The following is a 14522-nucleotide window of genomic DNA, read 5'->3' as shown; positions in this document are numbered from 1 at the left end:
ACCCGCCCGAACTTCAACCTTGAACCTCATGCGATATGCCTCACTTCATTGGTGAAGTCGGCGCGTACGCTGGACGCCGTGCCAGAGGAACCGCGGTGGCTTAACGAATGTGAGAGTGAGGCCTGGCTCGCCCTGGCCAGCCTCATCTTCAAGCTGCCCGGCGCGCTCGACGCGCAGTTGTTGCGCGACAGCGACCTCACGCTCTTCGACTATTTCGTGCTCAGCGTCCTGTCCATGACTCCGGGGCGTGCCCTGCGGCTCAGCGACCTGGCCACCCACGTCAGCAGCTCGCTGTCCCGGCTGTCGAACGTCGTCAAGCGTCTTGAGCGGCGGGGTCTGCTGCACCGCGCGCCCGACCCGGAGAATCCGCGCTACACCAGGGCGGTGCTGACCGATGCCGGGTGGGATGTGGTGGTCGCCGCGGCGCCGGGTCATGTCGCCGCGGTGCGCCGCTACGTGATCGACGGGCTGACCGAGGAGCAGGTCACCGCGCTCCGCGAGGTGGCCTGCCGGGTGGCGGAGCGGATCAGTGAGGCGTCGGTGGACCGGTCTGCGGCGAAATAGGGGGATTGGGACCCAGCCGAAAACTTGAACTGTTCCAAAAGACTGGGCTAAGGTCGTCGCGTGACGTCCGACTTCGAGGCTCAGCTGCGGGCGGTCTCGTTGCGCGTGACCCGACCCCGGTTGGCGGTGCTCGCCGCGCTGCGGGACCACCCGCACGTCGACACGGACACGGTGATCGCGTTGGTACGGGCGGATCATCCCACAATCTCCCACCAGGCGGTGTATGACGTACTGCGTGCGCTCACCGACGCCGGTCTGGTGCGACGCATCCAGCCGGCCCGGGCCACCGCCCGCTACGAGGCCCGGGTGGGAGACAACCACCACCATGTCGTGTGCCGCTCCTGCGGTGCGATTGCCGACGTCGACTGCGCCGTCGGCCATGCTCCCTGTCTGACCGCCTCCGACGACCACGGCTTCGTGGTCGACGAGGCGGAGGTCGTCTACTGGGGCACCTGCCCCGACTGCGCGACCGCCCGCACCTGCCAGTGATCCGCCAGTTCGGAAGGAAACAGATGAGCGACATCGAGGACAACGCGCCCGTCAGCGCGCAGGGCGTGGACAAGAAGGCGGCGGCCGGTTGCCCGGTCGCGCACGACTCCGTGACCGCGCACGGCAGCGAGAGCGAGAACCCGGCGATCGACTCGCCGACCCCGAAGACGGGCGGTCGTCCGCGCACCAACCGGGACTGGTGGCCCAACCAGCTCGACCTGTCGGTGCTGCACGCCCAGTCGCCCAAGGGCAACCCGCTGGGCGAGGGCTTCCGCTACGCCAACGAGTTCGCCAAGCTCGACGTCGAGGCCCTCAAGCGGGACATCACCGAGGTCCTCACCACCTCGCAGGACTGGTGGCCGGCGGACTTCGGCCACTACGGCGGCCTGATGATCCGGATGAGCTGGCACGCTGCGGGCACCTACCGCATCCACGACGGTCGCGGCGGCGCCGGCGACGGTGGCCAGCGGTTCGCCCCGCTCAACAGCTGGCCGGACAACGCCAACCTGGACAAGGCCCGGCGGCTGCTCTGGCCGGTCAAGCAGAAGTACGGCCAGCAGATCTCCTGGGCCGACCTGCTCGTGCTCGCCGGCAACGTCGCCCTGGAGTCGATGGGCTTCAAGACCTTCGGCTTCGGCTTCGGCCGCGAGGACGTCTGGGAGCCCGAGGAGATCTTCTGGGGTCCGGAGGACGCCTGGCTCGGCGACGAGCGTTACGTCTCCGAGAAGGAGATGTCCGCCGACGTCGGTGCGACCGAGATGGGCCTCATCTACGTCAACCCGGAGGGCCCGCGCGGCAACGCGGACCCGCTCGCGGCGGCGCACTTCATCCGCGAGACCTTCGCCCGGATGGCGATGAACGACGAGGAGACCGTCGCCCTCATCGCCGGTGGCCACACCTTCGGCAAGACCCACGGTGCCGGCGTCGCCGACGACCACGTGGGTCCCGAGCCCGAGGGCGCTCCGCTGGAGGCGCAGGGCCTGGGCTGGCTGAGCACCTACGGCAGCGGCAAGGGCGGGGACACGATCACCAGTGGTCTCGAGGTGACCTGGACCGACCGGCCGACGCAGTGGAGCAACCGCTTCTTCGAGATCCTCTTCGGCTACGAGTGGGAGCTGACCACCAGCCCCGGCGGCGCCAAGCAGTGGGTGGCCAAGGACGCCGAGGCGATCATCCCGGACGCCCACGACCCGTCGAAGAAGCACAAGCCGACGATGCTCACGACCGACCTGTCGCTGCGGGTCGACCCGGCGTACGAGAAGATCTCCCGCCGCTTCCTGGAGAACCCGGACGAGTTCGCGCTGGCGTTCGCCAAGGCCTGGTACAAGCTCCTGCACCGCGACATGGGCCCGGTCAGCCGCTTCCTCGGGCCGTGGGTCCCCGAGGCCCAGCTCTGGCAGGACCCGGTCCCGGCCGTCGACCACGAGCTGGTGGGTGACGCCGACGTCGCCGCCCTCAAGGCGAAGGTCCTGGAGTCCGGCCTGACCACCGCCCAGCTGGTCGCCACCGCATGGGCCTCGGCCGCCAGCTTCCGCTCCACCGACAAGCGCGGTGGCGCCAACGGCGCCCGGATCCGCCTCGAGCCGCAGCGCAGCTGGGAGGTCAACCAGCCCGAGCAGCTCGCCACGGTGCTGGCCACCCTCGAGGGCATCCAGCAGGAGTTCAACGCCGCAGGCGGTGCGAAGATCTCGCTGGCTGACCTGATCGTGCTGGCCGGCTCGGCCGCCGTCGAGCAGGCGGCGCGCGAGGCCGGTGTCGAGGTGACCGTGCCGTTCCGCCCGGGCCGCACCGACGCCAGCCAGGAGCAGACCGACGTCGAGTCCTTCCGGGTGCTGGAGCCGCGTGCCGACGGGTTCCGCAACTACCTGCGTGCCGGCGAGAAGACCCAGCCGGAGGTGCTGCTCATCGACCGCGCCTACATGCTCGACCTGACCGCGCCGGAGATGACCGTGCTCATCGGCGGTCTGCGTTCCCTCGGCGCCAACGTCGGTGGCAGCCAGCACGGTGTCCTGACCGACCGCCCCGGCGTGCTCACCAACGACTTCTTCAGCAACCTGCTCTCCCCGGGCACCCGGTGGAAGGCGTCGGAGTCCGAGGAGCACGTCTACGAGATCCGTGACCTGGCCACCGACGAGGTGAAGTGGACCGCCACCGCGGTCGACCTCATCTTCGGCTCCAACTCGCAGCTGCGCGCCCTCGCCGAGGTCTACGCCAGCAACGACGCGCGCGACAAGTTCGTGACCGACTTCGTCGCCGCCTGGACCAAGGTCATGGAGCTCGACCGCTTCGACCTTTCCTGACCCTGCCCCATCCGACGAGCCCCGGTCGATCGCTGATCGACCGGGGCTCGTCGGCGTCTCGACCGGGGCTCGTCGTCGTGGTCGATGCTGCCGACGCCCCCCTGCGCGGCGCGGTTGACACCCTCAGACCCTGGGTGTCAGTATCTTGTGACAGGGGGTGTCAGAAAATGCTGACACCAAGGGAGGTGCGGCATGGACGAGACCACGCCGACCGGGGACGAACTGCTCAGGACGCTCACCGCGCTGGCCAGCCCGCACCGGTTGCGCATCATCGCGGCCCTGGCCGAGGGGCGGGCGTACGTAAGCGAACTGGCCCGACGGCTCGCGATGAACCGGCCGCTGCTCTACCTGCACCTGCAGAAGCTGGAGGCGGCCGGGCTGGTCCGCGGCACGTTGGAGACCGCACCGGACGGCAGTTCGGTCAAGTGGTTCGAGATCACTCCGTTCGCGGTGGAGTTGACCCCGCACACCGTCGCGACCGCCGTACGCACCCTGCACGTAACCGGAAAGGACGAGAAGTGATGACCACAGCCGCCTCCGAAGAGGGCGTCGCGACGGTCGCGATGATCACCTGGGCCGCGATGCTCGTCGCCCTGGTGGCGATCGTGTTGTTCGTGGCCCTCGGTGTCTACCGGGCCCGTCACTCGGCGGCCCGGGAGACGCAGTACCGCGCGTTGGCCGAGCAGGCCGGTGCCGCCCAGACCCGCACCGCCGAGAGTCTCCGGGTCGCTGCCGACGAACTGACCACCCTGCGGACCGAACTCCAGGCCAACCGGAGCGAACTCGCGCAGGTGACGGCGCGGCTGACCGAGCTGGAACGGATGCTCAGCCAGATCGGCTGACCCACCACGACGGGGGCGACCTCATGCGCTCCGGGCTCGCGGTGGCCGTGAGCAACGCGCTCGCAGGGGAGGGCAGGATGGTGGCGTGAGCACCGCACCGTCCCGCCGGCCGACAGCCACCTTGGAAGCCGTGTTGGAGCGGCTGACCTACGTCAACGAGGAGACCGGCTACACGGTCGCCCGGGTGGCCACCGACCGCAGCAGCGACCTGCTCACAGTGGTCGGGGCGCTGCTCGGGGCGCAGCCGGGGGAGAGCCTGCGGTTGCAGGGCCGTTGGTCGTCGCATCCGCAGTACGGCCGGCAGTTCGAGGTCGACTCGTACACCACCGTGCTGCCCGCCACCATCCAGGGCATCCGGCGCTACCTCGGGTCCGGTCTGGTGAAGGGGATCGGGCCGGTGTTCGCCGAGCGGATCGTGGCCCACTTCGGCCTGGACACCCTGCGGGTCATCGAGGAGGAACCGGCCCGGCTGGTGGAGGTGCCCGGCCTGGGCCCGAAACGCACCGCGAAGATCACCGCGGCGTGGGAGGAGCAGAAGGCCATCAAGGAGGTGATGGTCTTCCTCCAGGGCGTCGGGGTGTCGACCTCGTTGGCGGTGCGGATCTACAAGCAGTACGGCGACGCCGCCACCGACGTGGTGACGAAGGAGCCGTACCGGCTGGCCGCGGACGTGTGGGGCATCGGTTTCAAGACTGCCGACACGATCGCCCGTTCGGTCGGGATCCCGCACGACAGTCCACAGCGGGTGATGGCCGGCCTCCAGTACACCCTGTCGGAGGCGACCGACGCGGGGCACTGCTACCTGCCCGAACCGAACCTGGTCGCCGACGCGACGAAGATCCTCGACGTGCCCGCCGATCTCGTCGCCCGCTGTCTCGATGACCTGGTCGCCGAGGAGGGCGTCGTCCGGGAGACGCTGCCCGGTGGCGACGGGCGAGCACTGCCGGCGGTGTACCTGGTGCCCTTTCACCGCGCGGAGCAGTCCCTGGCCAACTCCCTGCTGCGGTTGCTCGGCGATCGCGCCGACCGGTTACCCCACTTCCACGACGTCGACTGGACCCGGGCGTTGACCTGGCTCAAGGCCCGCACCGGCCACGACCTCGCCGCCGAGCAGCAGGAGGCCGTCCGTCTCGCGCTGACCTCGAAGGTCGCGGTGCTGACCGGCGGTCCGGGCTGTGGCAAGAGCTTCACCGTCCGCTCCATCGTCGAACTCGCCACTGCGAAGAAGGCCAAGGTCACCCTCGTCGCACCCACCGGCCGCGCCGCCAAGCGGCTCGCCGAACTCACCGGCCATCCCGCCGCCACCGTGCACCGGCTGCTGCAACTACGTCCCGGCGGCGACGCCTCCTACGACCGGGAGAACCCGCTCGACGTCGACCTGCTGGTGGTGGACGAGGCCTCCATGCTCGACCTCATCCTGGCCAACAAGCTGGTCAAGGCGGTCCCACCCGGCGCGCATCTGCTGCTCGTCGGCGACGTCGACCAGTTGCCCTCGGTCGGTGCCGGCGAGGTCCTGCGCGACCTGCTCGCCGCCCCGAGCATCCCGCGGGTACGGCTGACCCAGATCTTCCGGCAGGCCGCCCAGTCCGGCGTCGTCACCAACGCCCACCGCATCAACGCCGGCCGTCCACCCGTGCTCCAGGGCCTGCCGGACTTCTTCATGTTCGCCAGCGACGACACCGACGCCAGCGCCGCCCTCACCGTCGACGTCACCTGCACCCGCATCCCGGCCCGCTTCGGGCTCGACCCCCGCCGGGACGTGCAGGTCCTCACCCCCATGCATCGCGGCCCGGCCGGCGCGGGCGCGCTGAACACCCTGCTCCAGCAGCAGCTCACCCCGCACCGTGAGGGTCAGCCCGAACGGCGCGCGGGTGGTAGGGTCTTCCGCGTCGGCGACAAGGTCACCCAGATCCGCAACAACTACGACAAGGGCCAGGCCGGCGTCTTCAACGGCACCCTCGGCATTGTCACCCAGCTCTCCGCCGAGGAGCAGACCCTCACCGTCCGCACCGATGAGGACGAGAGCATCGAGTACGACTTCGACGAACTCGACGAACTCGCGCACGCCTACGCCATGACCATCCACCGCTCCCAGGGATCCGAGTACCCGGCGGTCGTCATTCCGCTGACGACCAGCGCCTGGATGATGCTGCAACGCAACCTGCTCTACACCGCCGTCACCCGCGCCAAACAACTCGTAGTCCTGGTCGGCTCCCGCCGTGCCCTCGCCGCCGCCGTCCGCACCATCGGCGCCGGCCGCCGGCACACCGCCCTCGACCACCGGCTCACGCCGTCCTGAGCCGACAGCGAGAAGATAGACCTATGTCGTTTGACGTATGACGTTGTGAGCGCTAACTTCCCAGCAGCGGGTCGCGTGGCTGCCGGGAGCCGAACGCGAGCGCTGCCGCAGGGCACGGTGGCCGGTCTCCGCAGAACACCCCCAGACGTGCCGGACGCCACCACCAGACGCCAGCACGTACGCAGGGCCCGTGTGTTACTGCTCGCCGGGCCCAGACCGAAGGAGTGGACCATGAAGGTCATGGGTGAGGCTCGTCCCGCCTCTCCGCGCAGACGACGTTGGCGTTCGGGGCTGGCCTCGGCGGCTGCCGCGGTCATGGCCGCGGGCACGCTCGTCGTGGCGAACGCGGCGCCCGCGGCAGCGGCGACGGTGGACACCAACGCGTGGTACGTGTTGGTGAACCGGAACAGCGGCAAGGCGTTGGACCTGTACGCGGCGGCCACAAACGACGGTGCGCGGATCAGCCAGTGGACGCGCAACAACGGCGCGAACCAGCAGTGGCAGTTCGTGGATTCCGGTGGCGGCTACTACCGGCTGAAGTCCCGGCACTCGGGCAAGGTTCTCGACGTGCACAACTTCTCGACCGCCGACGGTGGCGCGATCGTGCAGTGGTCCGACACCAACGGCACGAACCAGCAGTTCCGGCTCGCCGACTCCGACGGCGGTCACGTCCGGCTGGTCAGCCGGCACAGCGGCAAGGTCGTCGAGGTACAGGGCGCCTCGACGGCGGACGGCGCGAACATCGTGCAGTACGCCGACTGGAACGGCACCAACCAGCAGTGGCAACTGGTACGTGCCGACGGTGGCGGCAACCCGCCGCCGTCCGGTGGCAGCGGGTGCGGCAAGGCTCCGACGCTCGCCAGCGGCACGCACACGATCCAGAGCAACGGCAAGAGCCGCCAGTTCATCCTGCGGGTGCCCGCCAACTACAACAGCAACAACCCGTACCGGCTGATCTTCGCCTTCCACTGGCGCGGTGGCACCATGCAGGAGATCTCCAACGGCGGCACCAGCGGGGCTGCCTGGTCCTACTACGGCCAGCAGGAGCAGTCGAACAACAGCGCGATCCTCGTCGCGCCGCAGGGGCTCGGCAACGGCTGGGGCAATGCCGGCGGCGAGGACGTCACATTCGTCGACGACATGATCCGGCGGATCGAGAGTGACCTGTGTGTCAACCCGCGGCAGCGCTTCGCTCTCGGCTTCAGCTGGGGCGGCGGGATGAGCTACGCCCTGGCCTGCGCCCGGGCCGACGTCTTCCGGGCCGTCGCGGTGATCGCCGGTGCACAGATCAGCGGGTGCAGCGGCGGTAACCAGCCGATCGCGTACTTCGGGTTGCACGGCATCTCGGACAACGTCCTGAACATCGGGCAGGGACGTTCGCTACGGGACACCTTCGTCCGCAACAACGGCTGCACCGCGCAGAGTCCGCGCGAGCCGGCGGCGGGCAGCCGTACGCACATCACCACGACCTACTCGGGCTGCCGGGCCGGCTACCCGGTGCAGTGGGCGGCGTTCGACAACGGACACATGCCCGGACCGGTGGACGGGACGTACGCCGAGAGCGGCGTCACGACCTGGACCAAGGGTGAGATCTGGCGCTTCTTCGCACAGTTCTCCTGAGTTCGGTGGCTGCGACCGAGGTCGCAGCCGGCGGCAGCCGTCACTGCGCGGACCTGGCGGTGGCGGCTGCCCGGCCGTTCGGTGGGCGGGTCAGCGCCGCAGGCGGGTCGGCTCGTTCGGGCCGCCGCGCCGGACGAGCCAGGCCTCGGTGATGTGGCTGAACATCGCCTCGGCGGCGCCGTTCGGGTCGTGGGCGGCGATCCGCTCGTAGATGCGCCGGTGCCCCTGGTTGGACGCCACGCACAGGGACCGTTCGGTGCGGCCCATGTACCGAGCGGTGTTGACCACCTGGCTCTCCAGCGCGCGCACCACCGCGCGGGCGATGCGGTTTCCGGAGGTCTGCATGACGGTGTCGTGGAAGGCCCGGTCATGCTCGTGATACGTGACGTGGTCGTCGACGAGTTCGTCCATCCGGTCCACCTGGGCGCGCAGCCGGTCGATGGCCGGTTGGTCGGCGAGGCGGGCGGCGACGTTCGCCATGTCGGACTCCAGCAGTCGCCGGGTCACCACGAGGTCGTCGAGGATGGCGAGGTCGTCGTCCTTGGCGATGGTGGCCGCGAGGACGAGTTCGTCGAGCATGTCCCACATCGACGGCGGGGTGACCATGGTCCCGGCGCCCTGGCGGACCTGCACCAGGCCCTTTTCCTGGAGGATCTTCACCGCCTCCCGGACCACGGTCCGGCTCACCGCGAAGGTCTCGCAGAGGATCGGTTCCGGGGGCAGCGCCGTGCCGGAGGGGTGCAGCCCGCGGACGATGCGTTCCACCAACTCGGCGGTGACGGCTCGGGCGAGGTTGGTCGGCCGTCGCGCCCAGGCCGGCGTGGCCAGCGCGTCCGGCGCGGTCTCCTGCGATGACGTCATTGTCCCCTCCGATTGGCTCGCCCCGGTACGCGGCGTCCATGGTCAGTGTACGGGCGACCGTTGACGCCAAACATCATACGAGTTACGTTTTCGATCACTACTGGTTTGGCGGCTGGTCCGTCAGCCACTCCCGGGCAGAGGTGAAACGATGAAACAGCGAACCTTATGGTCAGCCGTCCTCGTTGTGGGACTGGCGCTGACGGGCTGTGGAAGTGCCACCGGTGAGCGTCCTTCCGGCGGCGGCACCGGCGGCAAGCTGGTGGTCTGGGACTGGAAGTCCGGCGAGGCTTCCGCCGCGAGCTACCTGGACAAGGCGAAGGCCGACTTCGCCCGGAAGCATCCGGACGTGACTGTCGAGTTCGTCGCGCAACCCTTCGATCAGTACTACACGCTGCTCGGTGCGGCGATCCAGTCCGGCAAGGGGCCGGACGTCATGCTGTTCAACGGCGGCGGCCAGCTCCGCGACCGGGTGGACGCGCTGGTGCCGCTGGACGAGTACGTGGCCGAGGAGAAGGAGCGGCTGGCCGGCTGGGACGCCTTCACCAAGGACGGCAAGATCTACGCTGGCCCGGTGACGCTCCAGGGTCACCCCATCTACTACAACAAGGCGCTCTACGAGCAGGCCGGTCTCGACCCGGCCAGCCCGGCCACCACCTGGAGCGAGTTCCTAGCCGACTGCGCCGCCATCGCCAAGGCCGGTGCCAAGTGCTTCGCCCTCGGCAACAAGGAGGGCGCCGGCATCCAGTTCTGGCTCTCGGGCCTGGGATCGGGCATCTTCACCGCCCAGGAGTACGACGACTGGATCGCCGGCAAGCGTGACTGGAACTCACCAGACGTCAAGCGGGTCTTCCAGCTCTGGCAGGAGGCCGGCGAGGCGGGTCTGAACAACGACGGGGCGAACTCGACGGCGATGTTCAACGACTCCTTCGCCCTCTTTCAGTCCGGCAAGGCCGCCCACGTCATCGGGCTGATGTCGGACGTCGGGCACTGGAAGGACTTCACCGAGTTCCTGACCGCCGACAAGCTCGGTGTGATGAACGCTCCGGTGGTCACCGCCGGCACCACCCCGAGCCTGGCCTACGACGGTGGTATCGGTTACGGCGTCGCGAAGTGGACCAGGGATCCCAAGGTCGCCGCTGACCTCGTCCGCTCCCTGACCTCGACCGACGCGCTCAAGGCCTTCTACGCCGATGCGGGTGCCATCGCCGCCGACACCACGATCGACGTCTCGGCGGGCGGCCCCAGCGTCGCCACGATCGTCTCCGGGCTCAAGGACGGCAAGCCGGCCCTGCACGTGGCGCTCTCCTCGAAGACCCTGGACCTGATGGGGCGACTCTCCCAGCAGCTGCTCAGCGGGTCGACCACCGTCGACGAGGCGGTGAAGCAGTTGGCCGCTTCCGACCAGGCGGGCTGATCTCGTGCCGCTCGGACAGGTGCAACCGTCGGTCCGTCCAGCTCAGGAGGGACGGACCGACGGGGGGTCGGCCGACCGCTCCGACCGCCGTGCTGGTCGTACCCGGAGGGCGGGTGGCGGCGCGCGGGCCGAGCGCTTCGCCCCCTACCTCCTGGTCGCCCCGGCCGTCCTGGTCATCGTGTTGCTGCGGCTCTATCCGTTGCTGCTCGGGGTCAACTTCTCCTTCACCGGCGACGGTGAGCGCAACGGGACGGCCGTCGGCCTCGACAACTACCTCGAACTCTTCGACGATCCGCTGTTCCGGACCGCACTGGGCAACGTCGGGCTGCTGGTGCTGCTGCTTCCGGTGGCGGTGGCGATCCCGGGTCTGCTGGCGACATTCATCTATCTGCGGGTGCCCGGCCATCGCCTCTACCGCAGCGTCTACTTCTTCCCCGCGGTGCTCTCCCCGGTGATCGTGGGTGCGATCTACAACCTCCTGCTCGCCTTCGACGGCCCGCTAAACGCCGCCCTCGGGTCGGTCGGCATCGCCCCGGTGGACTGGCTCGGCGACCCGGACATCGCCATGTTCATGGTGGTCGGCGTGCACGTCTGGGCGACCTTCGGAATGGCCCTGGTGGTGTTCCTCGCCGGATTCGCCACCCTCGACGCCGCGCTGCTGGACGCGGCCCGGGTGGACGGTGCGTCGCTGCCCCAGGTCATCCGCCATGTGATCATTCCCGGTCTGGCCCGCACCATCCAGTTCGTCTTCGTGACCACGATGATCGGGATGCTGACCTCGATGTTCGGCCTGCTCTACGTGATGACCAGCGGCGGTCCGGAGGGGTCGACGTACCTGCCGGAGTACTACATCTGGATCCAGCAGGGGCAGATGAACCGGCCGGCTCTCGCGTCGGCCGCGTCCACGGTGCTCTTCATGATCATGCTCGTGGTGGGGCTGCTCCAGATCAAACTGCTCAAGCGGGCGGGGAGAGAGGACTGATGACCCGGATCCGTGGCCGCTGGCTGATCGCCATCCCGATGTCGCTGCTCGCGCTGGCGACGATCTACCCGCTGCTCTTCACCGCCAATGTCGCGATGAAGACGCGGCGGGACTACATCCTCGACCGGTTCTCGCTGACCGACGCCCTGCGCTGGGAGAACATCAGCACGGCGTGGACCAGCGTCGGCATGGGCCGGTACTTCGTCAACTCGCTGTTCGTGGTGGCGTCGTCGGTGGTGCTGTTGCTGCTGCTCGGGTCGATGGCCGGCTTCGCCCTGAGCCAACTGCGCTTCCGCGGCTCCTCGGCGTTGTTCCTGGGCTGTCTGGCGGGGCTCTTCGTGCCGTTCCAGGTGATCATGGTGCCGCTGGCCCGGATCATGGCCGACACCGCGCTCATCGACACGTACCCCGGGCTGATCCTCGTCTACGTGGCCCAGTTCCTGCCCTTCACAGTCTTCCTGATGACGAGCTACTACAAGACCATCCCGCCGGAGATCATCGACGCGGCCCGGATCGACGGCAACAGCGTGTACGGCGTGTACCGCCGGATCATGCTGCCCCTGGGCACCCCGGCACTGCTCTCGGTCGGCATCCTCAACGCCCTGTTCTGCTGGAACGACGTCCTCATGTCGCTGGTGATGATGCCGTCGGCCGACCACCGGACACTCATGGTCGGCGTCACCTCACTGCGCGGGCAGTACTCCGACGACATCCCCACCTTCGCGTCGGGGGTCCTGATCGCCGCGCTACCGGTCCTGGTGGTCTACCTCTTCCTCCAGCGCCAGATCGCCGACGGCGTCGCCGCCGGTGCCACGAAGGGCTGACATGCGGATCACCGGATATCGGACACTCACCACGGTCCAGGAATGGGGGCGGCCCGTCGGCGACGCGAACGGCGTCTTCGCCGACGGGGTGGTCCCGGTGCCGATCGTCATCGTCGAGACCGACGAGGGGATCTCGGGTGTCGGTCTCGGCCCGTACGTGGAGATCGAGCGGATCTTCGCGGCGATCGAGGGCGAAGACCCCCGTGCCGTGACCACCCTCTACGACCGCATGCTGCGGCACACCTTCAAGGCGGGGCACGCCGGCCCGGTCTTCGGCACCATCGGCGCTCTCGACACCGCCCTCTGGGACATCAAGGCACAGGCGGTCGGCGAGCCGCTGTGGCGGCTGCTCGGTGGGCGCGAGCGGGTGGTTCCCGCGTACGCCTCCGGGCTCGACATCGGGCTGACCGACGAGGAACTCGTCTCGGCCTACCAGGCGTACGCCCGGCACGGCCTGCGCGCCGCCAAGCTCAAGGGCGGGCTCGACATCGAGCACGACAGGCGGCGTCTCTGCCTGGTCCGGGAGTTGCTCACCGAGGCGGGACACGGACTACGGCCGGGCCTCATGCTCGACGTCAACGAGGCCTGGACCCGCAAGCAGGCCGTCCGGCACGTGGCCGAACTGGAACGGGTCCTGGACCTGATCTGGATCGAGGAACCGGTCCGACGCTGGGACGCCGAGGGCCTCGCGGTGGTCGGCCGGGGAATCCGCGCCTCCGTCGCCACCGGGGAGAACCTCACCGGGCTGGAGCAGTACCGCCCACTGATCAGCGCCGGGGCGGTCGACATCGTCCAGATGGCCGCCGTCTGGGGGGTCACCCACTTCCTGCGGGTGTCGGCCCTGGCACACGCCCACGACCTGCCGGTCAGTCCGATCGGCAACAGCCCGATCGGACTGCTGCACGCCGCGACCTCGGTGCCGAACCACCTGACCAGCGAGCTACAGGATCTGCACCCACCGGTCGGCGTCGCGATCGACCTGTCCGTCGAGGACGGCGCCTTCGTCCTCGGTGACTCGCCCGGCCTGGGCGTGCGGGTCGACACCGACCGGATCCACTCGGCCACCCGGCGCCCCGCGGCACAGACCGCCGAGAGCCCCAACGTCCGACCCGAGCGGGCCGGACGGCGGCTGCTGGCCGGGATCGACGGCATCGGTCCCGCCCGGCAGATCACCGCCGGGCCACCGCCCTCCCGTAACGACGTCTCGCACACCGGCCGGCATTGAGCCGGCGCCTTTTCGGCGTACGCTACGACCTTCGAGACGGAGGGCCGATGCACGCAGTTTTCCACAGGCGTGGACTACCACGCCGTCCCGCGACACGCCTCACCGAGCTGGGCCTGGGTGCCTCTCAGGGCGGCAATCTGTACCGGGTGACCACGGACGAGGAGTTCACCACGGCCGTCGACACCGCCTGGGAGGCGGGTGTCAGGTACTTCGACACCGCGCCGCACTACGGGCTCGGGCTCTCCGAGCGACGGCTCGGCACCGCCCTGCGGCACCGTCCGCGCGACGAGTACGTGGTGTCGACAAAGGTCGGACGACTCCTGGTGCCGTCGCCGCAGGACGCGCATCAGCGTGATCCGGGCGGGTTCGACGTCCCCGCCACCCACCGCCGAATCTGGGACTTCAGCCGCGACGGCGTGCGACGCTCGATCGAGTCCAGCCTCGACCGTCTGGGCCTGGACCGGATCGACATCGCCTACCTGCACGACCCCGACGACCACTGGGAACAGGCCGCCGCCCAGGCGGTGCCCGCCCTGATCGAGCTGCGCGACCAGGGCGTGGTGGGCGCCATCGGGGCCGGCATGAACCAGTCGGCGATGCTGGCCCGGTTCGTCCGGGAGACCGACGTCGACGTGGTGATGTGCGCCGGCCGCTACACCCTGCTCGAACAGGGTGCGGCGGAGGACCTGTTGCCCGCCGCCGAGGAACGCGGGGTAGGCGTTGTGATCGCCGGTGTCTACAACTCGGGGCTGCTCTCCCGGGACCACCCGCCGGCCGACGCCGCCTACGACTATCAGCAGGCGCCACCGGAGCTGATCGCCCGAGCCCGGCGGATCGCCGAGGTCTGCGAGACGTACGGCGTCACCCTGCCGCAGGCGGCGCTCGCCTTCGTCCGTCGGCAGCCGGCCGTGATCTCGACGGTGGTCGGGGTCCGCAACGGGCCCCAGATGGCCGAGACCGTACGCCGGTCGACTGCCGCCGTACCCGACGAACTCTGGGCCGCGCTGGCGTCGGCCGGACTGCTCGCGGTACCGGCGACCGGGTAGCTGCGCCGCGCATCCTGTCTGATCTGGACAGCCCGATCGGGACCGGCTCCGTTTCG

At 69.4% G+C, this 14522-nt stretch carries 13 protein-coding genes; 12 read left to right on the top strand and 1 reads right to left on the bottom strand.

Annotated features, from left to right (window positions below; translation table 11 throughout):
• The first annotated feature begins 78 nt into the window (after positions 1 to 78).
• From AC507J_RS18130 to AC507J_RS18100, 7 genes are all read left to right on the top strand, one after another.
• Positions 79 to 564 (top strand): MarR family winged helix-turn-helix transcriptional regulator, encoded by a 486-nt coding sequence (locus AC507J_RS18130; RefSeq protein WP_496290343.1) that lies wholly within the window; start codon positions 79 to 81, stop codon positions 562 to 564.
• A 60-nt stretch (positions 565 to 624) separates the two neighbouring features.
• Positions 625 to 1053: a Fur family transcriptional regulator gene (locus AC507J_RS18125; protein WP_496290342.1), complete on the top strand. Its 429-nt coding sequence runs from the start codon at positions 625 to 627 to the stop codon at positions 1051 to 1053.
• Between the two features lie 23 nt (positions 1054 to 1076).
• Positions 1077 to 3353 (top strand): catalase/peroxidase HPI, encoded by a 2277-nt coding sequence (gene katG, locus AC507J_RS18120; protein WP_496290341.1) that lies wholly within the window; start codon positions 1077 to 1079, stop codon positions 3351 to 3353.
• A gap of 192 nt (positions 3354 to 3545) precedes the next feature.
• On the top strand, positions 3546 to 3875 hold the full coding sequence (locus AC507J_RS18115) for an ArsR/SmtB family transcription factor (protein WP_496290340.1): 330 nt from the start codon (positions 3546 to 3548) through the stop codon (positions 3873 to 3875).
• The gene (locus AC507J_RS18110; protein WP_496290339.1) at positions 3875 to 4195 is read left to right on the top strand and encodes a hypothetical protein; all 321 of its coding nucleotides are present in this window, start codon (positions 3875 to 3877) and stop codon (positions 4193 to 4195) included. The genes AC507J_RS18115 and AC507J_RS18110 overlap by 1 nt, the downstream gene beginning before the upstream one ends.
• Before the next feature lie 85 nt (positions 4196 to 4280).
• A complete protein-coding gene (gene recD2 / locus AC507J_RS18105) occupies positions 4281 to 6494 on the top strand; it encodes an SF1B family DNA helicase RecD2 (protein ID WP_496290338.1) in 2214 nt (737 codons plus the stop codon).
• Between the two features lie 231 nt (positions 6495 to 6725).
• Complete coding sequence (locus tag AC507J_RS18100; protein ID WP_496290337.1) at positions 6726 to 8114, top strand: RICIN domain-containing protein; 1389 nt, start codon at positions 6726 to 6728, stop codon at positions 8112 to 8114.
• Between the two features lie 90 nt (positions 8115 to 8204).
• On the opposite strand, the gene AC507J_RS18095 is transcribed toward AC507J_RS18100, so the two are convergent.
• Positions 8205 to 8975, bottom strand: coding sequence for a FadR/GntR family transcriptional regulator (locus AC507J_RS18095; RefSeq protein ID WP_496290336.1), 771 nt, complete (start codon positions 8973 to 8975; stop codon positions 8205 to 8207).
• Positions 8976 to 9159: 184 nt separating this feature from the next.
• Here AC507J_RS18095 and AC507J_RS18090 point away from each other — a divergent pair, with 184 nt between their 5' ends.
• The 5 genes from AC507J_RS18090 to AC507J_RS18070 are packed head-to-tail and all read left to right on the top strand — an operon-like array spanning position 9160 to position 14466.
• On the top strand, positions 9160 to 10389 hold the full coding sequence (locus AC507J_RS18090; RefSeq protein ID WP_496290335.1) for an ABC transporter substrate-binding protein: 1230 nt from the start codon (positions 9160 to 9162) through the stop codon (positions 10387 to 10389).
• Between the two features lie 4 nt (positions 10390 to 10393).
• The gene (locus AC507J_RS18085) at positions 10394 to 11371 is read left to right on the top strand and encodes a carbohydrate ABC transporter permease (RefSeq protein WP_496290334.1); all 978 of its coding nucleotides are present in this window, start codon (positions 10394 to 10396) and stop codon (positions 11369 to 11371) included.
• The gene (locus tag AC507J_RS18080; RefSeq protein ID WP_496290333.1) at positions 11371 to 12195 is read left to right on the top strand and encodes a carbohydrate ABC transporter permease; all 825 of its coding nucleotides are present in this window, start codon (positions 11371 to 11373) and stop codon (positions 12193 to 12195) included. Before AC507J_RS18085 ends, AC507J_RS18080 begins: the two co-directional genes overlap by 1 nt.
• A gap of 1 nt (position 12196) precedes the next feature.
• Positions 12197 to 13420, top strand: a complete 1224-nt coding sequence (locus AC507J_RS18075) for a mandelate racemase/muconate lactonizing enzyme family protein (protein WP_496290332.1) — start codon at positions 12197 to 12199, stop codon at positions 13418 to 13420.
• A gap of 47 nt (positions 13421 to 13467) precedes the next feature.
• Positions 13468 to 14466 (top strand): aldo/keto reductase, encoded by a 999-nt coding sequence (locus tag AC507J_RS18070; protein ID WP_496290331.1) that lies wholly within the window; start codon positions 13468 to 13470, stop codon positions 14464 to 14466.
• Positions 14467 to 14522 lie beyond the last annotated feature (56 nt).

This window comes from Micromonospora sp. PRAS1 (assembly GCF_059553435.1).
This window is presented reverse-complemented; position numbering and strand designations above follow the sequence as displayed.

What these genes read in the sequence shown, in the direction of transcription:
- AC507J_RS18100 (WP_496290337.1), top strand. Translation starts at nt 6,726, where the DNA reads ATGAAGGTCATGGGTGAGGCTCGTCCCGCCTCTCCGCGCAGACGACGT.
- AC507J_RS18070 (WP_496290331.1), top strand. Translation starts at nt 13,468, where the DNA reads ATGCACGCAGTTTTCCACAGGCGTGGACTACCACGCCGTCCCGCGACA.
- AC507J_RS18095 (WP_496290336.1), bottom strand. Translation starts at nt 8,975, where the DNA reads ATGACGTCATCGCAGGAGACCGCGCCGGACGCGCTGGCCACGCCGGCC.
- katG (WP_496290341.1), top strand. Translation starts at nt 1,077, where the DNA reads ATGAGCGACATCGAGGACAACGCGCCCGTCAGCGCGCAGGGCGTGGAC.
- AC507J_RS18110 (WP_496290339.1), top strand. Translation starts at nt 3,875, where the DNA reads ATGACCACAGCCGCCTCCGAAGAGGGCGTCGCGACGGTCGCGATGATC.
- AC507J_RS18115 (WP_496290340.1), top strand. Translation starts at nt 3,546, where the DNA reads ATGGACGAGACCACGCCGACCGGGGACGAACTGCTCAGGACGCTCACC.
- AC507J_RS18080 (WP_496290333.1), top strand. Translation starts at nt 11,371, where the DNA reads ATGACCCGGATCCGTGGCCGCTGGCTGATCGCCATCCCGATGTCGCTG.
- AC507J_RS18075 (WP_496290332.1), top strand. Translation starts at nt 12,197, where the DNA reads ATGCGGATCACCGGATATCGGACACTCACCACGGTCCAGGAATGGGGG.